The organism is Ewingella americana (assembly GCF_006438725.1).
In the GTDB taxonomy this organism is placed as follows: domain Bacteria; phylum Pseudomonadota; class Gammaproteobacteria; order Enterobacterales; family Enterobacteriaceae; genus Ewingella; species Ewingella americana_A.
The window spans coordinates 175,525-201,581 of record NZ_RCZD01000008.1; the positions used below are offsets into that span (position 1 = coordinate 175,525).

Below are 26,057 nucleotides of genomic sequence, written 5' to 3' on the forward strand. Positions count from 1 at the left end.
CTTTTCTAATTTTACATGTATAAATCCGAGAATATTCACGAATTTACGATTCTATTGATTTTTGAGTAGGAATCCAATAAAATTGGTATATTATTGATTCTTAAAGTGAAATCATATGATAAGGGCGTTTGAATATCGACTATTCCCAACAGATATCCAAAGGGAAACTCTGCTGCAAAATGCAGGAAACGCTCGATTCATTTATAACCACTTCTTAGCAGAACTTCGAGATACTGGAGAATTTCTCAATAGTTATGCATTATCTAAGAAGCTAACTCAGCTTAAAAAAGAAAATGGTTTTGAATTTCTTAAATTATCTGAAAGCTCTTCTCTTCAGCATGTTGCTGGAAACCTTGGAAATGCTATAACTAGATTCTTTAATAAAGTATCTAAGTTTCCAGTCTTCAAGAAAAAGCAAGTCAGAGATTCATTCACTATCAGCAATCTTAATAATAACTGTAAAATCTGGAACCCTGCTTCCGAAGGTTGCAAGGGAAAACATCAGATTAAGTTAGCTAAATTGGGATGGTTCCGATATAAAAGCCACCGACCTATTCCAGAAAATTCTAATATTAAGCGAATAACTCTCCGATTGAAATCAGATGGTCATTGGTATTGCTCAATAGTTACGGATACTGGAATTATCCCAGAAGTCGTTAATCCTAAATCATCTGTTGGAGTAGACTTAGGATTAAAAGACTTTCTCACCTTGTCTAGCGGTGAGAAGATTTCTTCTCCAAAACATTATCATCTTGCGCAAAGCAGATTAAAATATCTCCAACGTTCTATGAGTCGAAAAGCCAAAGGCTCTAACAATTGGAATAAAGCCAGAAGAAAAGTTGCTAAACTTCATTTCAAGATAGCTGCACAAAGAAAAGACTTTCTTAATAAGTTAAGTTTCGCCATTGCTACGAAATATGACTTAGTAACTCTTGAAACTCTTAATGTTGCAGGGTTATCTAGAAACCGTCGATTGTCTAAATCAATAATGACATCTGGATGGTCGACTTTTAAAAATATGCTTGAATATAAGCTAGCTGATCAAGGTAAATGGTGGTGCTATGCTTCTCCATTCTTTGCTAGTTCTAAAATTCATGCATCTTCTGGTTATAAGAATACAGAGTTAACCTTGGCTATTAGGTATTGGCAATGTCCTGAAACTGGAATCCAAGTAGATCGCGATATAAATGCTGCTATTAACTTAGATCAATTGGGACAACATTGGTATCTAACTGACCATTTATTAGATTCGAACGCTTATCAAAATGCGATTAAATCTAAAACTTTACTAAGTTTGAATCTACCGAAGCCAGAATCGGAAAGAGCGGCCTAGCCGTAAACGCTCAACAGATATCAGATTGTGCACGTAGGCAACTGAGGTTGAGAAGCAATTATGCAACTGAGACCGCTTGTTTGGGGTGCTTTATCGTTTATTAGTTGGAGTTCGTAATCTCCGAGAAGCGCCATAGGATGTTCCAGCTGAAGAACTGATTGAAGATGATTGAGTTCCACTCACACCCGAACGTAAACGTCTAGCAGTCTGAGCGAATATAGAACCTTTACCCTTCTTAGCACCACGTTTCTTCTGAGTCTCCCAGACTTCTTTTAGATTTTCTTTCTCATTGGCGAGAATGATATCTAATAAAGCCCATGCACGGAATCCATCATCGGAACCTCGTACTGGCTTATGCAGTTTATTGCGACCATCACGAACGGTCTTAGCCTGCAATACTAAACGGGCAATTGGTGATTCAATCGGAGGATGTTTATTAGTAGGTTCCGCATCCAGCTTAGGTATCTCACATTCTTGGTTGAATATGCGAGCAYGTAGCAATTTAAAGTCTGCATAAGTTGGTGAGTATTTCCAAGCTTCTAGGCCGGAATCTCGAGCCTGTTCTAAGGTAGATGTAGAGTTCCAACGGTCGGCTACAAAATACACGATATTATAGGGATCTTTCAGAACCTTTCGGACAATGTCAGATACACTCTCAAAACTAACCGATATTTGCTGACCATCAGGGCTTACTTTAGGCTCGATCTCAATCTGAGCTTCAAGAACTGACTTTTCGCGAGCAAAGTCATAATAGCCCCAACTGATAGAATAAGAGTTATCTACTTCGCCGGCGTCAATTGATACTACGCGAGGATAATCAACATTGTGTGGATGACAAGACAATATAACTGGAGTTATATAATGATAAACAGAAGTACCTACACGTTTCTCGAAAGTCTTAAACGTGTAATTAATAGCGTTCTCGAAATCATTACATAAAGCATTTACTGACTCTGGTTGAGTCAAGAATGCACCAGAAGCTGTCGGCGGGTTAGCACCGAAGTCACGCCAGAACTTAGTCGGATCTTTAAGCATTTCGCTCTTAAGATCTTCTTTGGTGATTGTTGGATTGATTTCCCAAGTAGCATAATGGAAGCCAAAAGTTTTGGTTTCTGGAATCTTAGCATTTTCTAACAAAGGCATAATCGGATCATCTTCTGACTGTGGAGAAGAAATGTTGAACATCCAACCGCGAAGCGGGTCATGATCTCCACTTTCAACACGACGGTTAGAAGATGATCTTACGGTACGAAGGGAGTTGGCAATGGATTGATAACATTCTTGTCCGGAGTTGACATAATCATCTCCTGAGTGGAACCAGCCTAATTCATCCATCCCACCCATGAATCGCGTTTTACCACGAAGGCGGGCAGGGTTAGCCGCTTCGAACGTTAGACCCAATGCTTTATTTCGAAAGTGGAGAGATTCACCCAGACGACGATACATAACATCGCCAGATTCATATTCTGCTTCTTCCAATACTTGAACGTATTCTTTCATCCAATTACAAGAATCATACATGTCCAAGAAGTTCTGCCAAAGAGTTTCAYCTGCTTGAGCCTTACTAGTCGCTACGAACGTTCCGCGAATAGTTGTCGCTGCTAGATCAAAGTATTCATAAGGCATACCCTCAATGGTCAGATACTGCTGGAGAACATAGTTGGCTATCATTGCTGTGATAGCGGTCTTACCTGAATTATGAAGAACCAGACCATTCTCACAACGGAAGGTTTTATGGCCGACAATTTCAAGATCAAAGAGGTTAGCTCGCAGCTTAACTTTGTCAATGCGGGTTATTTTGCGGAATGGGGTATCCCAACTCTGCACATAATCACCTACTTTTAAGTTATTTGCTGATTCTAAGCGAGATTCTCCATACATAAATACATTAGAGTCACCCACAATAACCCATTGATGGTTATCTGAACAAATTACTGGCTTAGTAATACCATCAAAGTATAACTTAAATACTCCGGGTTGCACTGAGCCGACCACTTCTTTAACGATAGCCGGAGTTCTATCAGTTGGATCTGATGGAGATAACCAATCACCTGCTCGCACATTTTTCAATGCAACCAGAGAACCATCCATCTTAAAAACGCGCAGTTCTGGATCTAAACAACGCTGACCAGCAACACCAACAAGTTCTTGATAATCTCTTAATAAACCTTCTTTACGGAAATCGGTCTTAGTTCGCTTACAAGCAGGACATTTGCCAAATTCTAAAAGCTGAACTTTTGAGAAAATAGTTTCGAGATCCATACCCCACATATCACGAACTACTGCCATATCTGAGCAATAAGGACAATAGTCCTCGAAAAGGTTTATTAAGATCTGCGCTTGACGAGCATATGGTTTGATTTTCAGATAATGATCATCACGAACAAAGCGAATGATGTTCGGACACTTCTTAAGATCTTTTGTCTGAATAGCCAATCTGCTTGGATCAAAGTCAGTTATAGCGAGATCTTCAAACAGTCGATCCATATCAAGAAAAGCAGAATCTTCATTTAAGAATCCGCTAGATAGATCTTCGAAGGAATTGGCTACTGGAGACGACATAAGAAAGCCCTAGGATATAGTAATCATGATTGCCAAATTAGCAAATTCATCTGCATCATCGCATTGAATATTATTGCTAGTCATATTGAGAGTAGTCTTATTGCGAATCTCTTGTGCATCTGCTTTAGTTCGCCAGATGACTAAATTATCATTTATGAGTGAGATGAAGATATGATCTTCATCGTTAAATATAGAAGCATTACTCCGAAGAATAGGAGCCAAAGACAATACTAATAATCGTTGTGCTGGTTGAACGCTATCTGAATTTAAAATAGCTCCATCCTCTGACAAACGAATATGGCCTTGTAAACAACCATCAATAATTACATCAATGCAAGAAGTTTCAAGGTCAAAGGTGCTCTGAAGCTTGAATCCAGTATTAGATGCTTTAAGATAACCTAATAACATTCTTATTCCTCCGAAGCAGTTGCAGCATTGGCAGCTGAGGTTCCGAGCACGACAATTGGATCCACACCTTTAAGCTCACATAATTTCAATATACCCGTGTGGAAACGAGATTTTAGCTTTGATTTAGTTAATAACCCTAATTCATAGACTATTCTCTCTTTAAAGTCGGCTTCTCGTCCAGGAACAATTACACCGGACACTTTGCCAAACTCAATAATATTGTTGAACGATTGCATATTATCTCGGAACAACATCAATGCTAGAGGGTTCAGGACTTTCTTGGTAATCTGTAATGCTTCATCATCCGGACTAGACATCTTGATGACGTTATTCACGCTACCCTCCAGTTTAGACAATACTGAGAGATAAGTATGAATTGATTCAGAAGACATATCTGAATCCAGCTCCAATCGGAACTTTTCCATCCTTGCAGTGAATTCATGCAACTCTTTAACGTAACGATTGACTAGAGCTCCAACTGGAACAGCAGCTTGACGATTCAGCACACATTCTTTAACATGATGTTCGATATCTTCAACAGTTAAGTCGAATTGCATCGCAACTTCCATATAAGGAATCTGTTCTAAGAATATCATTTCTTCAATAACCTCGAGAGTTTTACGAGGTTTAGCGCAAACCATACAATCCATATGCATAGATGCTAGCTGAGAAATAATCCCCATCTGATCAGCAAGGTTAGACTTTGCATCGAACAATTCTGCAATAGTAACCCCTTGCTGAGCCATCTCAGACAGAACGCTTTTTGTGCGAGTCTGCTTAGTGGCTGGTGGAGTGATATCTTTCATCTCAACTTCGGTGAAATCCGCATCCACAATTTCAGCTTCTTTCAGAGCCTGCTGCATGAACACGTGCTGTTCCAGTGGAGTTCTAGGTAACATGAGGTTTTTGATCCCGCTTTAAGTGTTAGATCAGGCCAAGGCTGGCAGCAGCAATGTCTTTAGGGGACATGTGCTCAGTTTTAGCATAACCGGCACTTACTTGAGATACTTTGAGCAGTACTGAAGGGTTTACAAGGTGATCGCAACCCAGCACAGAGTTGGTAACAACAGCTTGAGAAGCAGTGATACGCTTAATGACGCCGGCAGTCTGAATAGCATTGTGCAGATAAACAACAGTGTCACCTGCCTCTGCAAAAGGAACTGCGGTTTGTTCACTGGCAGCACGCATAGTAGTCAGCACATTGCTGGCTTGCAGATTGCGACGCGGAGTAAAATCTTCTTTAGAAGTAACCTGAAGAGTGGTATTAGCAATAACCAAGATTTTGGCAGGTTCGATATCAAAGCCAGCACGAGTACAGATGGCGATAATTTCGGAGCGAGTCAGGTCATATGCAGTACCATTAGATACTTGCAGCAGATGTTCCCGTGAAGACAGGGAAGCCATAATGGTAGCGAAAGCGCGCATTCAAAAAATCCTCATATGAATTTAAAGTAAACTATCACTTTAATTCTAACGGGATTTCTACACGTTATTTCTGGTCGGAGGGATTCTTATTTAATTTAGCGAACAATTCTTTCAAAACTGGATTATTCCCAGAGTATTCTTTGGAATTTATACTTTCAGTAGATTGGGCTTGTTTGGGGAAATTAGCAGAGAAAAGGGTTATAGAGTGGATTTGTTTTCGTGCGAGGGATAACTTTTGCTTAGCTTCTTTTTCAATCTGCCGGCGTCGCATATCTAAGAGCTCAGTAACCTGAGTCCTTTTACGAAGCTGTAGATAAGGTTCTGAACGTTCTTGCTGATCCAATAAGTTGCTGAGTTCTAACAATCTTTGGAGTCTAGCATTAATATCTTCTGAAGAGGCCATATACGAACAACTCCGTAAGGTCTTACTTTAGAATACGATATACCTTAGGACATCTATATATTAGCGGAAGCACAATCTAGAATTTGGTTGAAGATTGATTTTGAAGATTTKAGTTTCCAACTAACCCTCAATCCATAATAAAATTGATAATCTACTTTTCGGGATATTCGGAAGCCCCAAAGCCGGAAGCGAAGCTGAAGGCCAAGGGCTGTAGATTATTCTGATAGATTATCAATTTATTGGCTTCCGCAGGAAGTCATTAGATGATAGACTCTAATAACTAAAACTATTTACTTTATTATTTATATATAGAGTTATCCTAGATTCTAATTATAAGTTTATAAGCCGACATCCCGCCTTCCGGCGTTAGCCGAACCATTAACCTAATCTAAATAGTCTACTTCCGCCTACCGGCTAGCAGACAATTAGATTTAGTTAATTTAGGGTTTATGAGATATTGGCTTCCTATAAAAACCACGGAGCGAAGCGGAGGGAGTTGGATAACCTTGAATAGATTTTTGTGTGGTGAGCTTTTGTGAATCTGGGTGATATAGACTAGGCTTTGCAAACCGAGATGTTAAATTTTACAGAGGATTTGATGCGGATTTATACCTGAAAATGTATCGTCATATCCAGACAAAATGTTCAAGATTGTTTTCTAGGAGGTCTTGCTACATATATAGTAATTCAGGTAAAAAATCCCCTCCGAGAAAACCAAGGAGGGGTTATAGAAGGTCGTTCGTTTGGCAAGGTTTACTACACACACAGCGTTTACAACAACAAAAAAGACAACTAATAATACTGGCAAATCTCAGCATTAATCTTAGAAGTTACGCAACTTATCTTTTGTCGCATTACGAATCAGAATCAGATCTTCTTCAGATGATCCACGTTTAATTGCTGAGAAATAATCAAACATGGCTGCATACAACTTCTTATACTGCAATTTATTCAGAGGCACTAAGGTTTCTAATGGAACTTCTTCTGGACAACATTCGGAAAGTCGAGAGAAGAAATCTTTAACAGCGAACCATTTAGATGACTTAGCCTCGGTAACTTCTGATCTCCATATAGATTGGAGATTGAATGTTGATACCTCTTCCAGTGGTAAATTGTCGATATCGCTTTCCAAAGAGAAGTCATAAGCTTGAATAGCATCTTCTGGATAAACTTCTTTCTCTGCTTTGAGATATGCTGGAAGCTTAAAGGTATCTTCGTGAGGTTCTTCTTCTTGTATCTCTTGATAATTCTCTGGATACCATTCTTTGAACTTCGGTTCCAGATCATCAATGATAGCTTGTAGAACTCCCTGATGAGATTTGAGAGTCTGGATCACCGACAATGGATTGTTAATTTTACCGCTAAGTTTATTGATACCAGTAAGGACACTCAGGTTAACAGCTACACGTTGTTGCCAGACAAGATAATAGGCTAGCAACTTCATTGTGGCCTGCAACACCTGTTCCTTGGTTAGCTTTATGCGTTTCCTCATATCTAAGTTCTCAGAGAACAGTGCAGTCATCTCAGAATATCCAGATGTCTTACCATAATTCTTGAACTCTCGAGTCCACTCAAGCCACGTTAATTCTTCTTTGTCTGTATGAGTGATTGCATCRAAAGCGATATAGATATTGCCTTCTGCGGTCAGTTCAGCGTTAAATTCTGCTTTAGACTCATATTCACGATGTTTCAATTGAATATTGAAGCTAGCTGCTTCTGCCATATCAATGTCGATCACATTAGCGGTATTCAGATTCACAAACTCTGATTGAGCTATGAATGCTAAAGAACTGTCTTGACGGTTAGCACGCAGACGACCGAACGCTTGGTTCAGCATAATATTCTGACGAGCTAAGTTGATACCATTATTGATAATAGTCACGCTTTCAAAGCGAGGATTCTCTGCTGATCCAAAGTTGATATTGATCTTGCGAATGAATGTTCCGCAATCACGTCCTTGGAATAATAGCAAAGAGGATATATTCTGGGTTTTAGTTGTACGGAGAGTAGCACAGTTGAAATCCTTGTTATAGAGATCGTTGCTACCAACTTCATCACCAAAGTATTGCTTGAACACTAAATCAGTGATGTTCTTGTTCTCAAAGAGTTTGACAACTTTCTGTTTAACTTCTTTAACATCGAAGATAACGTGCTTGATATTCTCAGGCACTTCGATCTCTGGATGCATAACTTGTAGAGCACCCGTCTTCAGATTAAGTTCTTCACTTAACATGCGGCGAATATATGGAACAGCTGCATTTGGTGGCAACTGAGCCATACTATGCTCATACTTGTTATTGATAGTACGAATCAGTGTTGGCTTAAAGTCCGACTCACGATAAATAACCATGTCCGGCTTTTTACCAACAGTGTGGTAGCTATCAAAGAAATCATCCGCAGAGATACGCAGTAATGATCCCGCAAAGTTCTCATAACGCTCCGGCAATGTCTTGCTCATATTCACAGTTAATACTGTTTCATTAAGAGCTGCAAACACTGGGAAAGTTATTAGGTCATTATCTTCGATAGTAGAGCTACCCAAGAAGAACTTAGAACTTCTGCTCTTCAAGCGTACTGTAGTATTAAACTGATAGAAGCCTTTCGCTTTAGACATCTTCTGAGAAGAAGCCAAATTCTCGAATGCTGGTTTATAAATAGCTTCAAGAACCTTGAAGAACGCCCACTGAGTACGTCCAAGACCTTGTAGCTTTTTCCAATCTAAATGATCGAAAGCGGCAGAACTGATCAAAGGATAATGAGCTTTCAAGACATCTAAAGTACGATCTCTTATTTTCCGGATTTCACTGATCTCGCCATTATGGTAGATAGTTTCTTCCATTTCAGTCTTAGGGATAGTATTGACAATCTTAACGGCCTGCTCATATGTCAAACTGCTTTCAGAATCAGTAATAGATTCAACAACATCTTCTTTTTCRGGAAGAGAGAATTTCTGATTCTTATTGAACGCTTCTTGAGTTACTTGGAATTTATTCTCATTYAATGCAAAGATAAGAGATTCCAGAGTAGCATAGAACAAATCCGTTTCTAAATCCGATCCATATTCGTGATAGCGATTAGCCATCCGATACAACCAAGAATCATTCGAATTGATATTGATCTGATAGCTGTCATTAATGAAGTTCAGATCATCTTCAACAATATGGAATTTCTCACCGATAGGTAATAACTTACCAAACAAGTTCTCGGAGTTACCCATAGTGGTAATGATTACTTTATGATTCGGGAAGCCTTTTTTAGCATCAGCTAAATGATTGTTATATTCACATTCATCTTTCGGCTTACCGCAACCAGAACATTGACCTTTAGCACTGGACAACATCTGATCACCACAGTTAGCTTCCATAATTCTGACAATATTATCAGAAGATTCCAGAGCAGATTGGCGCTTAAAGTTATAATGACCTTCTGATTCAACAATCGCAAAGTTCTCTGATTGACGCCCCCAAGATAATACAACTTCATCACGGAGAAGCAATTTAGCTGGAATATTGTTAAAGTTAGGAACCACAATAATGATTCGTTTATCTTCAGCAAATACGGAACCATTACCGTCTAAATAGCTAGTCACTTGGTTGATCAAATCAGAAGACTTACCAGTTCCTGTCGGAGAACAGTCAACAACGAAAGGGAAAGCTTGAGCTTGTGGGAAGCGAAGATCTTTCAGAGATTGAATCTTCTGAAGAGCACAACCAGCTTCATTAGCTCGATGTTTAATATCGAACAATGTAGATAGGTAATCTGATAATTGTTCTTGAGTGCAATCACAATTAGTAATGAAACGATGTTCTACTAAAGAGGTACATTCTCCATAGTAAAGTCCAGTTATCAGATTACCTTGACTATCAAATCCTTGATCGAATAAGATATCGCCTTTACTCACGAATACCTGATCAGATGTAGAAGGGATTGTCAGATTATGTTGAATTTTGAATAGACTGCCAGCACTATTGAAATGGCCTTTATTCAGAAGTACAGTTACGTGCGCCGCCTCGAAGTTATGAGCAGAGAAGAATTCGAGAAGTTCACTATACTTTTGAATATAGTCCAGAGATGGGAAGCAGATAATATTCTTATCTTTAATCTCGGATAAATTCTTAGGAGTACCCACTGTAAAGAAAGTCGGCTTATCAGAATCTAATGAGTTGTAGTTAACCGCAAGAGTTTCTTTAAGACCTAGCCAAACAGCTTCTTTAGAGTTTGATAGACCACTAAGAGTAATAGCAGATGGATAACCTGCATCTGAATTATAGACAGTAGCTACCAAATCAGTATCCCGACAATCGGCAATATCTAAAATCAAATGTGTATCGGTTATAGAAAGGGCTGGAGTTTCGTTAAAGAACGAATAAATAGAGCGGATTCCTTCTTCAGATAAGCCTGCTACCGGTAAGGATAAGCGGTTATCTTGAAGAGCTAATAAATAATGATTGTCTGAAAGTTTCTTACCATACATGTTCAGCAAAGTGACTACTGATTCATATGCCTGAAATACAGAAATTGACTTGGATTTACTAGGTAATTTAGCGGTCGAATCCATATGAAGTAACTTCTTGATTTTCTTTAAAAATTTAATTACGATTAAACGTTAGTTATGGCAAAAGAAAGCCTGAGTCTAATCGGCTGATTCCGAAGCAAACATCTATTGAAGGAAGAGATGGTTGAACCTTCGGCCCGTAACATGCTAAGTGTTCACGTTTAAATAAAGTTTCACTCTCAATACGAAGCGTGTAACGGAAATAAGTGTATACCTGATTAGGAATGATTTCGCTTAGCCAGAAGCAATCATCTGCATTTGAACCTTCCTCTGAAATGAACCCTATAGACATCTTTGAACACTTACCATTAAGTGCTCCAAATGCTCTTACTTTTAAATTATTACGACCCCTAACAACTGGCACGGTTTCCACAATGCCTAATGGATCATATCTGACAATAAGTTTGCCAGCAGTCTCAGATAATCCAGACATAATCCAGAAGTCTGTACCGGTCTCAGGGAAGTCTTCTTCCCACTCAACCATTGACCCCGAATAGAATCCGAGAGCAGCTTTATTATAATCCAATTTACCCATAATACGTCGCATCATTACCAGATTGGAAGCTCGGATAATTGAGTTGAACATGGGCACGCGGATATTAGTTGGGTTATTTCGATCATATATAACTGAGTTCAGAACCTTTCCTTTCGAATCGCAATTCTCAATTTTTAGAAAAACGTCATAATTCTGTTGGAAATAAGATGCGAAAGGAAAGACCAGATAATAAGGACAGCCGACTTCAACTTTAATTAGGTCACTCACATACTGAGGAGCACAGATTAAATTACTGACTTGAGTCTGACTAAAATTCAAAGAGTCTAAAGAATTGACCGTCTCAACTTTATAAATATCCCCTTCATGCGACACGATATTAGCAATAGTCAAAGTAGAGGTATTACTCAATTGGATAACGTCACGCTCAAACAATTTCTGAGTTGTCTTAATAGTCATTGCACGATCACCAGTAATGATCATGGATTCTATTTGTTTAGCAATACTACGAAACTGAGAACTTTCGGGGGCATCTTTGCGGAGTGCTGGAGTAATATAGACAATACCTTGCTGGATGCTAGAGATCTCATATTGATCTCCTTTAAAGGCTAGAGTCTCGCCAACTTCAGGTTGAGAGGCACCCTTAAAGATCAGACTTGCTAAACCGGCGGAAGATCCTTGATCTAGAATGTAGCTTTGATCTGGAAGCAGTAAACGAGCCTTAGCCTCAATGCGAACAAAGTTGCGATAAGTGCCAGTCAGATTTGGATCTACATGGTAAGCCAATCCGCGGTTAACTGTCAGAATATTCGAGATAAGTGGAACATGCTGATTAGCCATCAAGTTGATTTGTTTTACGCTTTTAGACATAATCTCGAGATATCCATTAATTAACTTACTTTCACTATTCTACCTAGAGTTTTCGTATATAAATATTGGAAGTCACGATTAGGATATTTCTATGCGAGTTTGGTTTGTTCCAATTGAAGAGTTATCGGATGCCCATGTTCTTGGACAGCATCGAGAATTGCACATGTTAGAGTCTATGTTCTTGCATCCTCGATTCCAAACGCATCCGCTGGTTTTATTCTTTATTGATAAACAAGAATTCATTAAAGATCTGCATGACCGCTTAGTAGATGAATTGTTCTATCGTTTCGGTAAGACGACTCCAAATCTTCATAAGACTGAATATCGGATTATTGGTAGTGATCCGGTTCCATGGGTAGCTCTTCCGACATTAGTTTGGTTTGATATGTATGATTTGAAGATCAGATATGATCTCGCGCCGTGGAAGTTTAGATGGACTAAGCGAGAAATGCCAAGCTATATAACGAACAATCACGTTTCCTTTGATATTGGAAGCGACCTGCCACCAGCTTATCTGAACGCTGAGTAATAAAAAGGGGCTCTCGCCCCTTAATCTTCTGAATAGCTTAACTGCTTATGTACTTTGACCGGCTTCATACCGCTCATTTTAGCCCAGATCGCTTCCATTTCTTCATCACTTATTGGTTTAGTTCGTTTACTAGGATTAGGATTTTCGGAAGCTGGGAAGATATCGTTCACACTAAGGAACGCTGAGATGGTCGCTTCCAATTCTTTGTTCCACGCCTGCTTATATAGGCCATAGAGCATATCAACTTCAAAGAACTGAGTAGGTGTCAACTCATACCATTTCTGCTTACTTTTACCATAACGGGTATAGTAAACAGTATGAGCATTGAGAACTTTAAGAAGAATCTGAGTTAGCAAAGTACGCTCAAATATTGTCTTAACCGGAAAACAGTATTGATATACTTTTTCTTCTGAATCAACCAGATCTTCTAATGTCATCTCGTGCTTGGCAAGAAGCTTTTGCAGTAAGCTCTCAGCGTTATCTTTCTCGCCACCAACACCTTTTAATGCCAGCTCATAGATCTTCTTGAGCTTTACTAAAGTACGCTCATTCGCCATCTTTCACATCCTTGGAGAAAACGATTTTGATATCATGCTTCATAACCAATTCACGCATTTTACTGAACATTGTTTCCATACAAGCTTTTTCTTCGGGAGAAAGCTCTGGGAATTCGGTAGATGGATAATCTACGAAACGCATTGGATTTTCTTTCGTTGATTCAGAATATACACTTTGAAGTTGCATTGATTCTGAATTAGTCAGACGCTTTTTAACGATGTCTATCCGGATATTATTTGGATCTTCTTTAGGTATTTGAGGAATTTCTATAAGGTAATCGGCACTTGTCTTCGTACGACCACTAACAGTTGCACCATTCGATAAAAAGCTATCACGAACAAACTGCATCGAAGTATTATTAGAATCCAGAGTAACACCACTGGCCAGAACACGTTCTTCCAGCTTAGAGGCATCTATGTCAAGCATTTCTAAAGGTACATTACCGCGAACCGACATTGAAACTCCGCTCGTCCCATTAAGCTGAACGCCTTCGAACAACTTTAAAGGAAACGCTACGAATTTATTACCGGCAGCTGTTTCAATAGTAAGGTTGCCAGAGGTAAGACTTTCGTCTAAAGCTTTATCTAAATCTTTAATATCTGATGCTTTAATAATAGCCATAATTAGCACTCCAATAATGAAATCAATTCAGGATGTTTAAGTAACACCTCGGTTACTTTCTCAGAATGCTGCTTAAAGAATTTAGCTCGATTACCGCCAAAATATAAGCCAGCTTCTAGCGCACGTTTGAAGAAACCTTCACTAGGTAGTGTACTTTTGTTGGAAATAACCACAGAGCTAATAAGAATTCCAAAACGATGCAAAGATTCTTTATCAGCTTGTTTCATTTTCTTATGAGAAATACTGTACGACATACCTATTTTCCAGTTCAAGTTGTTCTATTATCTTTATATACGAAATAAACAATAAAAAGGCTACCCGAAGGTAGCCTAATGTTCGATCAACTAATGGTCAGACACCATTAGGGAACCATTTATCATTGATAGTTTTCAGCTTACCATTGGCAGTGATTTCGTCGATGGCTTTATTGAAACGTTCCAGCAATGCAATATTACCTTTACGGAACATCATGCCATAGCCGATACCGAAATAATCAGGATCAGTTACTTTCTCACCGGCAGTCTTAAGAGTTGGATTAGTTTTCAACCACTCTTGGACAACCGCAGTGTCAGCAAAGATAGCATCCAGACGACCGTTCTTCAGATCCAGTAATGAATCATTCCAGCTGGCATAAGCCACGGTAGTCACCTCTGGGAATTTATCATTGATATAACGCTGATGCGTTACACCATTTTCCATACCAACCTTCTTACCTTTCAAATCAGCAAAATTCTGTACGGTACTATCGCTTCTTACCAGCAAAATAGCCGTATTTTTGAAGTAAGGTTTGGTAAATTCAACCTGCTTCAAACGTTCTGGCGTAATATCCAGACCAGAGACCGATGCATCATAGCGACGGAATTTAAGGGAAGGAATAACACTGTCCCAGATTTGATTCGTGAAAGTACATTTGACTTTCGCGGCTTCACAGAGAGCATTGGTCAGATCAATTTCATAACCAACAATCTCATTATGTTCGTTCACCCACTCAAAGGGAGGGTACGTCGCGGTAGTTGCAAAACGAACTACTTCTTCTTTGGCTACAGATAAGCCGCTACACATTAATAGGCTAACCGCAATAGCAGCCTTCAAGACTTGTTTAATCATTGGAGATATCTCGCTCTGTTTAGAATTGTACATTTATATACGAAGAAACTTTAAATTTAAACAATAAGAAAGGGCGGAAAAGTCCGCCCTTTCTCTAACGCTTAGTTATTAACTTAGCGCTTTGTACCACGGCTCACGCCGGCAACGTTGGTCAGTGCATAGGCCAACTGTTCGCGGATAAACCAGCCACGCCATGCTTCACCATCGTCGGTGCCGTCGACTTCACTTGAGGTCAATTCCTGACGGGTCAGGAGTTCACCCAAGAACTCAGGGTTAGCGATGAAGTAGAAGTCGCTTGGTTTAACCACACGCAGTTTAGATTCCAGATACGCATCGGTAGTGATGTCGCAATCCAGCATCTTAGCTACTTTACCGGTCAGAACCATGTCGTGCTTCTCGATCGGAGACATCCACTGATAGAACTCAGCGTTGCCCATGATCTCAGTCCACAGGTTGTTAGCCATCAGCAGGTCGTTCACTGGCAGGCCACCGGTGTTCTGAACTTTCTGCAGGCCGATGGACAGGACTTGCGGAGTCAGAGTTGGGAAGATCACGTGCTGACCGGTAACACCGACCGCTGCGTCGAACAAATTAATCAGGCGACGATCTTCGCCAACCATGATTGATTCCAGACCATCTTCAGCTTTTTCATCCAGGATTTCAAAGCCTTCTTCGAACAGGCTACGTTCACTGATATGAATGTTCGCCGCAATGGTGTTCGTTTCGGGGAAGGTATAATTACCCTGATGACGACTTTCTTGCACGCGAGATTCCGGACCGACTGTCAGAGAGATTACCTGGTTTTCACGGATACGAGAACGTACAGGTTCGCCTGGCTGTAAGCCACGCTCTTTCAGGAAGCGGCGCAGGAAGCCGGCACGATACGCAGTTGTACGGATGGAGTCAGTCAGACCGGCACCGATGATACCGAAGTTGCCGCTATTGCTATCGCCGTAAGCTGCTTGCAGCTGAGCGAAGGTTTCTTGTTTGGCTTTGGTACGCGCTTGGATGGTATTTACATCTTCGGAGATGGTGCCTTTTGCATGAGCAGCCATCAGACCCGCCTGAATTTTCAGGAGTTCCTGAATGTTCGCGGCGTTGATGTTACCTTCGTTGTTTACCAGAGGGTTATTAGAAGTACCAAAACCCAGAGACAACGCGGTAATCAATGGGTTACCGGCCAGACCGCCACCCAGATTTTGTGCGACAAATTGCTTTGACATGATAGGATCCTTACTTAGCCTGATCAGACAGGGAAGCCAGAGTTAAATTGCCAAGCGCATTCAGGCTAGAAGCCAGCGCGGTCAGGCGTTTCGGGTTGCCAGCGTGCGCATTGATATATGCGGTAACTGATGCACAGGCTGCGTTCAGATCATCATCGCCGTCTTCGGAATCATCTTCCAGAGGCAGATCCAATGCGTTCAGAACAGCAGGGACAGCATCGGCCAATTGATCAGCCAATTCGTCACTTGCGTAGAACGCAGTCTGAATGGTTGATGCACAGGCATGGATTGCAGCAGCAACGATTGACTCTTCGCGATGATGCTCACCGACCAGCAGACAAGCCAGCACAGAGTTCAGACCGGAAGTAAATGCAGTCAATGCACTGTCTTCGTCGTCTTCATCTTCATCATCCAGCTCTTCGAAAGCTGCGATAACTTCAGCAACGCCAGCTTGGATCTGACGACCCTGTTCCGGATAAGCTGCTGCCAGAGCGGTCAGGTCAACGGCTTCAACAGCAGCCAATACCATTGCGTCGTCAGCAGTCAGTACCAGAGCAGCACAAACACGCTGGGCGATCTGGGATTTAATCAGACCATGCTCAGTACCAGAAGCCTTGCTTGCTTTAACGCGAGCGAGCGATGCTACCAAACGTTCGTTAATTGATGGTTTCATACTGATTTAACTCCTACCTTACCAGATGAAGAAGCCAGAGATGCCCAGAACCGGATTCAGTGCGGTCGGTTCAGAGACAACGCGTGCTACAGGGGAACCACGTTTAATTGTGGTAGGAGTACCATCGGCCGCTACATAGATCGGAGCGCTGACGGTATATTCGGCCTCAGTATCGAACAGGTCGGTTTCAACACTAACGCGACCGGTAGCGAATTCAACTGAGCCATCGTTACCGGTAACTTGGTTAGCAAAGTCAATTGGCAGACCAGATTTTTGAACTTCCAGCATGCTCATGGCATAACGGTAAGTTACAGTAACAACATCTTTATCGGCCAGATCAGCTGCGGCAGATACAACATTACCGATCAGAGTTGGCGCGTCGACTTTTTTGTTGGAGGTTACGTTGAAGACTTTAATAGAGTCAGCAACCGCACCAACGCGGGACAGGGTAATGGTTTTGTCAGATGCAACAACGTGCTGTTCTTCTACAACAGTACCGAAACGTTTCGCGATAGCACGGATATGTGCAATACCGACAACTTCTTCGTTATCTGCGCCAGTAGCGATTGCAACGCCAGAGGTGCCATCACCCAGACCAACACGCTTCAGGAAGTAAGAATCTTCCAACGGCAGGCCGGAAACTTTAGCTGTACGGAACAGCTCAACTTGTGCATTAATATGGTTTAACATATTCGGTGCTCCAATTAATAGCGAGAAAACGCTGCAGCAGCACTAGCGCGCAGTTCGTTTTGTGGGGCAGGAGCTTCCGGCGTAATAGGCAGGATAGCTGATGCCGATACTTTCTGCTGGATGTTGTTACCGCTAGCCAGACGAGCACGTTGTTGCTGTGCAGCGGCAGTTAGAGGGGCATCGTTTGCAGGGCTGAGTGCGCTTGGATTCAGGTCGCGAGCTTCCATATCATTCAGCATATCTTCAGTCGCTCTCAGAGCCGAAGCATCCATACCCATGTACTTATCCTGCTGAGCGCGGATAGTTTGCATAAAAGTTGGGAAGTCTTCGAACATTGCAGTAACGACTTCGGAAGGGTTCGCAACTTTCTGCGCGATCAGGTGAGCCATTACAGTCTGCTTCAACGGATCGTGAATCAAGTTTTTGTGAGCTGCTTTCAGAGCCAGATCCAAACAGTGGCTTGCGCGAAGGCTTTCGTTCTGCACATGTGCCTGAATGTTCACTTGCTCAGGTGCTTTAACCTGAGATGATGCATACAGACGAGCTTTAGTGCGAACCAGTACTTCTTTCGGACCCATTTTTTCAACGGCCGCTTGCAATTGATTCCCGTAAACTTCAGTAGCAAATACTGAGGCCAGAGAGTCTTTGTCTTCCTGATCGGCTAAGTGAATAGCAGCGACTGGATTAGCGTGTGCGTCAATCAGGTTCCACGTAGCGCCATCAGCAGTTGCTGTCAGGTGCAGAGAGAAGCCGAGAGTTGCCAGATTAGTGGCTGCTGCTTCGAGCAGTTCCGGTTGGGTGCAAGGCTTGCCATGAACACTCGCGTTTACCGCGTTAGTGTCCAAGACTTCAATACCAACTTCCGCCAAAATAGCTCGAACATCAGATTCCTCGGCTTCATCAACTACGATGGTGCCATCATTTACGGAAGCGTTTGGTGCAATGTTCAGAATTAATTCGGACAGGGTGCCGATATCAATGCCTGCATCCTCACGGATTTTAAGAGTAACAGTACCCATATTAAGTATGTCCCTTATCAGTGGAGGATGGAGTCAAAAATATAACCCTTTCGGGTACACTTAATTCTAACGGAGAATCGAGGGATAATTACAGAAATCGATAGGGAAGTTTTGGAATTTTAGCAATAAAAAAAGAGAGCCGAAGCTCTCTTTGGGTGGGGGAGGTACTACAGGAACAGCATACTGATGTTACAGGGTATCAAATGCTACGCGGTTTTCAACCAGAGCTTTTGAAATTTCTTGCAACGGTTCGGAGATAATATCCAGGATAGCTTGGTTGTGTGGACGAGTTAACAGTGGCACATGCACAGTTCCCAATTCCAGAATAGCTTCTTCATCGCGAATATAATCATCGAACATTGCGATATAGTTGTTTTCAACCAGAGTTTTACTGATGTTACCCTGCTCGGAGTCTACTGCAAAGATTTTACCACCAGCTAACATCTGAGGAAGCTGCTCTTTGATCTGAGCCATTGAGATGTTAGTGGTCAGGCCGCGTTTTTCCGGTTCCAGACCCAGACAACGCATCAGGTGGAACAGACGCCAGCATTTCTTACATGAGCAGCACCATTTAGAACCACCATGTTTTTCCGGATCATCTGCAAACCAGCAACTTACCTGATAGTCGAACAGTGCAGGATTCAGTTTAGCCAGTAAGAACTGGATCTGAAGTTCGTTCACAGTATACACCATGGACGACAGACGCTTGTCAACACCCAGCACGGTACGCAGATAATAGTTCAGTGCCTGCGCCATATGTTCTGACTGATGGAAATCAAAGGTATGTTCTACACCAATGGCTTGATACGTTCCCAGATTTTCAACTTGACTATGTTCAACTTCAGTCTTAGACACTACCGGCGTATATGGGCGACCGATATCGTCAATATGCTTCATGACCAGATTGTCAACAGTACGTTCTGCTTCATCACCCATGAACACAACAGAGGTAGTTTCCCAGTTGTTAAGCATATGAGCCAGAGCATAGATATGATGCAATGCATTGGTCGGAGCGCAGAAACGGCCACAACCACAGATGGTTGGGATCAGATCTTGCAGAAGTTTCAGATAGTTGATCGCTACCGCAGTGTGTTGAGCGCCGTCCAGAGGGGAGCCAGTAATGAACTTGTCGTACGAATCCTGATACTTATATTCGCCGAGGTCATGTTTAATAACACCGAAACGAATATTCTCAACACCGTAAACTTTCTGAGCCAGAGTTACCGACAGGAGAGACTCTTTACCCCATGACAGGGAAACCAGCGCATCGGTACCTTCTGGTAGAGTATCTGGAACAGTGTGATCAGCAGAGCGGGCATATGCAGCAACAGCAGCCGGTTTACGAACATAGCAATAAGGGTTAAATACTGCTTTCAGATCTTCAACGTGTGGCAGGTATTCAGAACCGCCAGTTGATAGATTGCGATACATATTGAAACGGTCAGACCAAGCATAATAGGCCAGATGGTGCGCCAGCTCACGATGATCTTGAGAAACGATTGCATCAATCCAGGCATTATTGTCCAGAGTGAAGCCTTCAACTTCGCGATATTTAGTAGCGGCGTCGCGCATGTTCTGCAGAATGCTGAAAGTGTATTGATCCCAATCATGTTTTGCTGAGAAAATCGACAGGGGAACAACCAGACCGTGCAGCAATGCAAACACAACTGTCTTAGCGAAACCTTTATTAGTTTCAAACAGGTTTACTTTGTTACCCTGAATGCTAATATTGAAAGGAGTGCTCTTACGCAGAGTGCTGCCGGCTGAAACTGAACCATCAAACAATGGAGCGTCAACGCTTGCTTCAAACAGATCGAAGGTAAGATCGACACCGAAAGTGGTAACGTTGCGAGCTTCATCATAAGAAAGATGGAAACCATCTACTTGGAAGCTATTACACATCGCGGCAGTTTTGACATTGGAGAATTTAGCGAGAGATTTGGCAACACCGTCTTCGATCTTTTCGACGAAGTTGCGACTGGTACGATTGGCCGCAAATGCTACTGACATGTTGTCTTGCATAGTGCTGCTATTAACATCCAGCATTTTCTGAATATTATTGATCTTAATGTCTGTCATGAAAGAGTGCCTTAATTAATAATGATTTCTTAGGAAAATACGATTATTCTTTAGGAATATCAACATCTTCGTCAGAATTTTGTGAATCAATTCGCTGAGGAATGGATTTCCTAATGGCATCAATTAGCATAGTATCTCGCTTCATATGATTGCCACCAAGAACTGAATTCTTAATCCTTTCCATCTCTGTTTTATAAAACCAGATAGTTTCTGGTGGGAGTACAGCCTCAACCAGAGGAATTTCTCCCTCATTTCCCATCCAGAGGTGCAATAAATGAGCTTTGCGACCGTCCGGTTCAGACATAATACTCGCCAACGAATAGCGATTTATATCGACATAGTTAGGATAAGGTTCTGGTTCAGTCTGTTCAATCGTTGGAACAATTCCCCCAACGATATCCCTTATCCTTATTTTACCGTATAGTTTCTGGCTAACTTTTACAGTATCGATTTGTATGGGATGTACAAAATCAAAAGGCTTTTTCATGATTACGTCCCAGCATATCCGGTTGACGTGATATATTTCAGCAATCCAATACGAAGAACGTCACTAGCACTTTCCGGAGAAGTAATGATCTGATGCTTAATACCAATAAGAGCGCTGAACAACAGAACAGAATTAACCGGCTTAAAGAAAGAATTACGTGCAGTGTCCATGCAACGACGAGCATATCCTGGACTCATTTGCGCAACTTCTGCTAATTGTTCAGCACTTGCTTTACCCTGAATAGCTTGAACTGCTTGAAGGATTCTACGAGTCTGGGTAGTCAAACTAGCAACGATCTTCAATGGAGGATTACGTTCGCACATGCGATTATATTGCTCAAGCATCTGATCTTTACGACCATAGATTAAGCTTTCCTGCAACTTAAAGATGTTCTCTTCTTCTTGACCCATTTCCAGAAGGATTGCAGCTTCAGTTACCACATTGTCATCACGCAAAGCAACATAATCCAGACGGATTTTGATTTCATCTGCATGATAATTGTCCAGTAACACATTAATCGCGCCACGTTCAGCAACTGCATCGCGAGCTTGCAACCATTTTAAGAAGGCGTTAATCATTTGTTCACGATCATGATTGCGCAACCAACTGAGACGCAATTCGTCATCGTTGTCGTCATGTTCATCTTTAAGGCGAATAATAACGCGGGCACTGAGATTATATTTAGAAGCGAATTTATTAATCTCTTCTTGAATACCCGCCACCCATGGAATGATATATACTGCTGGCTTAAACAAGCCAGTGTTACCGCCAAAGAGGGAAGCTACCTCATCGATTGTTTTGATTTCAAACTCACGAGACATCTTCTTAGTGAGCTGATCCCACATGAAATTACTTTCAGCATTAATGTATTGCAAACTGGTTTTGCCACTACGAAGAGTAGTCAAGATCGTTTGAATGTCGACGTCGTTATAATACATAGAATAGACTCTAAGTGTGCAGAATATTTACTTAAAATACGAGATAATCAGAAATAGAAATTAAGGTTCATCAGCTTACCGCTTATTTTGCTGTCACGAATCTTATGCTCAATCTGATTGCAGAGGATACTAGAAACTTCATTAGAAATGCGATCAAAAAGAATAACGTTGGTGTAGTAGTTGGTATCTTCTAAATGTCGATTTATTCCAACCATAATGCCGCGTGCTTTAGATTGATAATCTGAAAGTTTTCCAGCTACTTGAATAATCGTCAAAGTGTCTGAAGCAGAATTCTCAACTATAACCGAGTTATTGACTTTGTGATAAACTAAAACCGTGTCATGGTCGGACTTGGCTTTAGGTTTAGCACCTAGCGCTATAAATCGATCCATTATAGATTCTACAATGATGTCTGAATCGACAATTACATGATTTCGATTAGAAGGCATTGAAGTATAACCTACAGTCAAAGTCTCTAAACGTCGAGTCATCCCTAAACCAGTCAATGGCATTTTATTAATCATTTCAGCATCCTTAAGTAAAAGAAAAGGGAGGACTGGCCTCCCTTATTAATACGAAAAACTATATTAAGATGCTTTAGCAGCCTTTGGTTTAGTTACAGTTTCTGCTGGTTCTTGAACTTCAGGTTGTACTTGAACTTCAGAATTAGCTACTTCAATGGACACCGGCTCAGCTGCTACTGGGAGCAAGGTATGAGCTTCGGCTTCAATATGCTTTTCTTCAGCCTCAGAAACTATATTTAGCTCAAAAGGTTTAACCTCTGCATCTACTAAAGGCGAATCGTTAGAGTCTTCAACCAAAGATACTGATTGCAGAGTTTCAACGACAACTTCTTCAGCTTCCGGTTGAGCAATGCTAGATACCATAAAGGCACCAGACACAGCGCTCCATAATGGAGTCTGAGATACCACAACATCCTTGATTTTATTCAAAGATCGGTTACGGATAATAGAAGAAATGCCTTCGGACAATGTATCGCGAATCGTTAAGTTGTTAAACGCACCACCAGTCAGTGCGAGCTTAACGGAGTCATCATAAACCATAATGGAATCACGCTGCCCAACTAAGGCTGAATCCAGATGCTCTAAGAACTCATCACAGAATTGACTCAAGCCGCTTTGAACAGCAAGAGATTGTGACATAGATAATGTATCTGCTACACTCGAATAGTTAGTTAATAACTTACGAACTTCTCGAACGTTGATCTGCAAATTACGGCCAACTGCATCTTCCAAACGCTTAGTCCCAAAAGGAATCGAGAATATAACCGCTGGAATATCCAAATAGCTGAAACAGATGCTAGTTACATTATACCCGCTTTCAACCACGATACCCGTCATATCCTCATTCTGCAACAAGGTATAAGCGGAAGCATGGACAGAATACACTGCTTCATATTTCAAGTTTAACGACTCAAGAATATGTTCTACGACTTTCCGGTGATAGCTTGAATCAATCGAAGGATCAATCGAAGCCGGTGGAATAGTATAGATCACATTAGTGACTTTCACAGTATCTGGCAATTTATACAAAAGTTTCTGGATAAATGCCCGCAAAAGTTCCAAGCTGTCTGGCTCTTCTGCGTTAATCAATCCATTGACAATTGGACGAACTTGTTCTGCTTTCGGGAATACACCTGCAAGGTTAAACGCTTCCTTGCCCATAATATAAATAGAATTCCCAACAGTAATATAAGTTGTCTTAAATCTAGCCATGAACATGCCATGATCTTTGTTCGATAATCGAAGTGCGACCATTGGCATGGTGTGAAGCACCACTTTGCCTTCTTTCTCAGATTCGACAACGATTGCAATGTTATCTGAACCGATAGAAAGTCCTGCATATACTGGTGTATTCATTTGAGTTACTCTACAATAATTATTGTTGACGCTCGTTTATCTTCGAAGATTACACTGATCTCTGACTCTCCAAGTCCCTCTCCCACAATCTGGCCCAGAGCATTTATGGAAAGTACAGCAGGGGTATCAGATGCAAAAGTAACTTTCGATATGTCTAATATCTGTGATGTTCCCGTCGTTAAGAAAGTGACAAACACAGAGACAACAAATCGATCCCCTTTTGAAATACGAATAGGGGCTTGCACCCTTAATTCTAATATCTCTTCTTCTATTACGATATTAATGTAGGAATTCAGCTCTTCCCATCTGGAAATTATCGAACCATTCCCAGCTTTCACCAAAGAATATTGTCCGAGGATATTATTAGTTGTCTGGATCTGATCTTTAGATAAGATAGTCATCGTAACATCATCGTCAGCCATAATACTTTTCTTAACTTCAGAGGTAGACAATGCTTGAACGTCTAGCTGAATAGTCTGGCCTACTCGATAAGTTTCACGAGGATCTGTAATAATTGTTTCGATCTCAGAATAACGATCATAGATATTGACATCTTTGGTAACTTGAAACTTCTCAAACTTAGCAGTTAATGAGAAATCTCCAGTTGCTACCGCAGTTATTAAGCTAGTATTATCAAAGCGAACCAAGCTGCGATTAATGATCTGCCAATAATAGTCTTCCTTCAGATCTTCTAGAGCACCATTAGAATATCGAGCTAATGCTTTATATTGGCGGATGCTGCCCAGAATAATAGAATCATCTCCATAGATCTCAAGGGATTTGATATCATAGATCGGGATGGTCAAAGAAGTGCTCTTGGTATCGCTCATAGAAGCATAAGCCTCTAGAGAACCTTCTCCATTAACCTCAATGATATTTTTATTACCTTTGACAGGGAAAGATATTTTTAAGTCTTTAGTGGACTTAATCGTCCAAGTAATGTCATAGTTATTGCTGACTGTTCTAATGACGCCATTAGACATATACAGGTAAGCTTCTAGAGTAATTAAACGACGACTCAAGTTGTTCGAATCATGACGGATAATCAATTGAGTTGCTTGAAGATTTGGATCAGGGATTGGTAGATTAGAAAAACGATATTTTAGAATGCTTCGATAAGATTCGTTAGTGGTGCAAAGACCCCCAATGAAATAAGCGTAACCTCCTAATTGCTGGCAAGCGCCATAAGCCAAGGGGGAAGGTAAAGTTTCTACGCTTTTTCTCCAGACTAAATACTCCAAACTCAGCTCATAAATGGCCGAAGAATATTGCTTTTCCGTAAAACAACCGCCTGCTATTAAGAATCGACCAGAATCTAATTGAGTCTGGAAGAAAGCATAGAATCCTAGATCATTTGGAATGCGTAAAGTCTGAAGTTCTGATTCTTTTAAATCAAGATTGAATATCTCAACAGTATTAATACCTTGATAGACTCCATTCTGAATTTGAACTCCACCAATAATATAGATGGAATTCTTGTAAACTGTGCAGGCACTCAAAGATCGGATCTCTTTAAGAGAACCAATAACCTCAAAGGCTACTGGATTAGCTTTCTCAATCCGATAGACTTTTACGTTGTTAGTATTATCGGGATTGATACCGCCAATAAGATAAAGATATTTATCATCTTCACAAGAACTGTAAAATTTAAGCAGTGGATTAACCAAAGTATTATCAGTTATTGCCCCTCCCAGAAGGTTAATTTTCTGAGAAGCAGATCCAAAGTAGTCGGCAGGTGTATAAGATAATAAGTTGACTGTAGAATCACTCTGGAGAAATGCTACTCCATCCTCTCGGGAAATAACGGTATCTGCGACCGATTTTAATGTGAAGCCGTCAAACTGTAATAATGCTTCACTAGAGGCTTTGGTAGGATATTCATTACCCGCAAAGATATAAATATTATCGCCATACACGACCGACTTCATGCGATAAAGAGATATAGGAAGGGATACATCAAGAGATTGTAGACCTTCAACAATAATAGAAGAGGCATCTTCAAAGTCAGAAGAAGAATTCAGCTTAGAGATGAATCCTTTATTTACCAAGTCATCCAGCTCTTCTTCCGTCAAATCGGTGGAGTAGATAATCTTCTTGTTGTTCAGGATCTTGTTGCTCAGTAATAACTGACCAACCACTCGATTGAGGTAGGGAGTTGAGTTAGACATGCTAGACCTCAAGTTAAAGGATATCCTTTATTATAA

The 26,057-nt window shown here is 41.0% G+C and carries 23 protein-coding genes; 2 read left to right on the forward strand and 21 right to left on the reverse strand.

What is annotated here, in order from left to right:
- The first annotated feature begins 115 nt into the window (after positions 1–115).
- Complete coding sequence (locus tag EAH77_RS15965; protein ID WP_140473807.1) at positions 116–1,333, forward strand: RNA-guided endonuclease InsQ/TnpB family protein; 1,218 nt, start codon at positions 116–118, stop codon at positions 1,331–1,333.
- 90 nt (positions 1,334–1,423) lie between these two features.
- Here the strand turns inward: EAH77_RS15965 and EAH77_RS15970 are convergent, their stop codons facing one another.
- From EAH77_RS15970 to EAH77_RS16000, 7 genes are all read right to left on the reverse strand, one after another.
- The gene (locus tag EAH77_RS15970) at positions 1,424–3,895 is read right to left on the reverse strand and encodes a hypothetical protein (RefSeq protein WP_140473808.1); all 2,472 of its coding nucleotides are present in this window, start codon (positions 3,893–3,895) and stop codon (positions 1,424–1,426) included.
- Positions 3,896–3,904: 9 nt separating this feature from the next.
- On the reverse strand, positions 3,905–4,303 hold the full coding sequence (locus EAH77_RS15975; RefSeq protein WP_140473809.1) for a hypothetical protein: 399 nt from the start codon (positions 4,301–4,303) through the stop codon (positions 3,905–3,907).
- 2 nt (positions 4,304–4,305) lie between these two features.
- The gene (locus EAH77_RS15980) at positions 4,306–5,172 is read right to left on the reverse strand and encodes a hypothetical protein (protein WP_140473810.1); all 867 of its coding nucleotides are present in this window, start codon (positions 5,170–5,172) and stop codon (positions 4,306–4,308) included.
- 55 nt (positions 5,173–5,227) lie between these two features.
- Positions 5,228–5,728, reverse strand: coding sequence for a hypothetical protein (locus tag EAH77_RS15985; protein WP_140473811.1), 501 nt, complete (start codon positions 5,726–5,728; stop codon positions 5,228–5,230).
- Positions 5,729–5,792: 64 nt separating this feature from the next.
- Positions 5,793–6,131 carry a hypothetical protein gene (locus EAH77_RS15990; RefSeq protein ID WP_140473812.1) on the reverse strand — a complete coding sequence of 113 codons (339 nt, stop codon included), beginning with the start codon at positions 6,129–6,131 and terminating at the stop codon, positions 5,793–5,795.
- Between the two features lie 823 nt (positions 6,132–6,954).
- Positions 6,955–10,689: a hypothetical protein gene (locus tag EAH77_RS15995; RefSeq protein ID WP_140473813.1), complete on the reverse strand. Its 3,735-nt coding sequence runs from the start codon at positions 10,687–10,689 to the stop codon at positions 6,955–6,957.
- A gap of 52 nt (positions 10,690–10,741) precedes the next feature.
- On the reverse strand, positions 10,742–12,049 hold the full coding sequence (locus EAH77_RS16000; RefSeq protein ID WP_140473814.1) for a hypothetical protein: 1,308 nt from the start codon (positions 12,047–12,049) through the stop codon (positions 10,742–10,744).
- Between the two features lie 91 nt (positions 12,050–12,140).
- On the opposite strand from EAH77_RS16000, the gene EAH77_RS16005 reads away from it, so the two are divergent.
- Positions 12,141–12,578 (forward strand): pyrimidine dimer DNA glycosylase/endonuclease V, encoded by a 438-nt coding sequence (locus EAH77_RS16005; protein WP_140473815.1) that lies wholly within the window; start codon positions 12,141–12,143, stop codon positions 12,576–12,578.
- Positions 12,579–12,598: 20 nt separating this feature from the next.
- Here the strand turns inward: EAH77_RS16005 and EAH77_RS16010 are convergent, their stop codons facing one another.
- The 14 genes from EAH77_RS16010 to EAH77_RS16075 all read right to left on the reverse strand — a co-directional run bounded on the left by EAH77_RS16010 (position 12,599) and on the right by EAH77_RS16075 (position 26,021).
- On the reverse strand, positions 12,599–13,135 hold the full coding sequence (locus EAH77_RS16010) for a hypothetical protein (protein ID WP_140473816.1): 537 nt from the start codon (positions 13,133–13,135) through the stop codon (positions 12,599–12,601).
- Positions 13,125–13,757 (reverse strand): hypothetical protein, encoded by a 633-nt coding sequence (locus EAH77_RS16015; RefSeq protein ID WP_140473817.1) that lies wholly within the window; start codon positions 13,755–13,757, stop codon positions 13,125–13,127. The genes EAH77_RS16010 and EAH77_RS16015 overlap by 11 nt, the downstream gene beginning before the upstream one ends.
- Before the next feature lie 2 nt (positions 13,758–13,759).
- Positions 13,760–14,011 carry a hypothetical protein gene (locus EAH77_RS16020; RefSeq protein ID WP_140473818.1) on the reverse strand — a complete coding sequence of 84 codons (252 nt, stop codon included), beginning with the start codon at positions 14,009–14,011 and terminating at the stop codon, positions 13,760–13,762.
- A 97-nt stretch (positions 14,012–14,108) separates the two neighbouring features.
- Positions 14,109–14,849 carry a transporter substrate-binding domain-containing protein gene (locus EAH77_RS16025; protein ID WP_431306774.1) on the reverse strand — a complete coding sequence of 247 codons (741 nt, stop codon included), beginning with the start codon at positions 14,847–14,849 and terminating at the stop codon, positions 14,109–14,111.
- A gap of 128 nt (positions 14,850–14,977) precedes the next feature.
- Positions 14,978–16,087: an HK97-fold major capsid protein gene (locus EAH77_RS16030; protein ID WP_140473820.1), complete on the reverse strand. Its 1,110-nt coding sequence runs from the start codon at positions 16,085–16,087 to the stop codon at positions 14,978–14,980.
- A 10-nt stretch (positions 16,088–16,097) separates the two neighbouring features.
- Positions 16,098–16,760, reverse strand: a complete 663-nt coding sequence (locus EAH77_RS16035; RefSeq protein WP_140473821.1) for a hypothetical protein — start codon at positions 16,758–16,760, stop codon at positions 16,098–16,100.
- An 18-nt stretch (positions 16,761–16,778) separates the two neighbouring features.
- Positions 16,779–17,450, reverse strand: coding sequence for a hypothetical protein (locus tag EAH77_RS16040; RefSeq protein WP_140473822.1), 672 nt, complete (start codon positions 17,448–17,450; stop codon positions 16,779–16,781).
- 14 nt (positions 17,451–17,464) lie between these two features.
- Positions 17,465–18,469, reverse strand: a complete 1,005-nt coding sequence (locus EAH77_RS16045; protein WP_140473823.1) for a hypothetical protein — start codon at positions 18,467–18,469, stop codon at positions 17,465–17,467.
- A 189-nt stretch (positions 18,470–18,658) separates the two neighbouring features.
- A complete protein-coding gene (locus tag EAH77_RS16050) occupies positions 18,659–20,548 on the reverse strand; it encodes a hypothetical protein (RefSeq protein WP_140473824.1) in 1,890 nt (629 codons plus the stop codon).
- 43 nt (positions 20,549–20,591) lie between these two features.
- The gene (locus EAH77_RS16055; protein ID WP_140473825.1) at positions 20,592–21,035 is read right to left on the reverse strand and encodes a hypothetical protein; all 444 of its coding nucleotides are present in this window, start codon (positions 21,033–21,035) and stop codon (positions 20,592–20,594) included.
- A 2-nt stretch (positions 21,036–21,037) separates the two neighbouring features.
- Positions 21,038–21,973: a hypothetical protein gene (locus EAH77_RS16060; RefSeq protein WP_140473826.1), complete on the reverse strand. Its 936-nt coding sequence runs from the start codon at positions 21,971–21,973 to the stop codon at positions 21,038–21,040.
- A 47-nt stretch (positions 21,974–22,020) separates the two neighbouring features.
- Complete coding sequence (locus EAH77_RS16065; protein WP_140473827.1) at positions 22,021–22,497, reverse strand: hypothetical protein; 477 nt, start codon at positions 22,495–22,497, stop codon at positions 22,021–22,023.
- A gap of 63 nt (positions 22,498–22,560) precedes the next feature.
- Positions 22,561–23,853: a hypothetical protein gene (locus EAH77_RS16070; protein ID WP_140473828.1), complete on the reverse strand. Its 1,293-nt coding sequence runs from the start codon at positions 23,851–23,853 to the stop codon at positions 22,561–22,563.
- A gap of 5 nt (positions 23,854–23,858) precedes the next feature.
- Positions 23,859–26,021, reverse strand: coding sequence for a hypothetical protein (locus EAH77_RS16075; protein ID WP_140473829.1), 2,163 nt, complete (start codon positions 26,019–26,021; stop codon positions 23,859–23,861).
- Between the last annotated feature and the right edge of the window lie 36 nt (positions 26,022–26,057).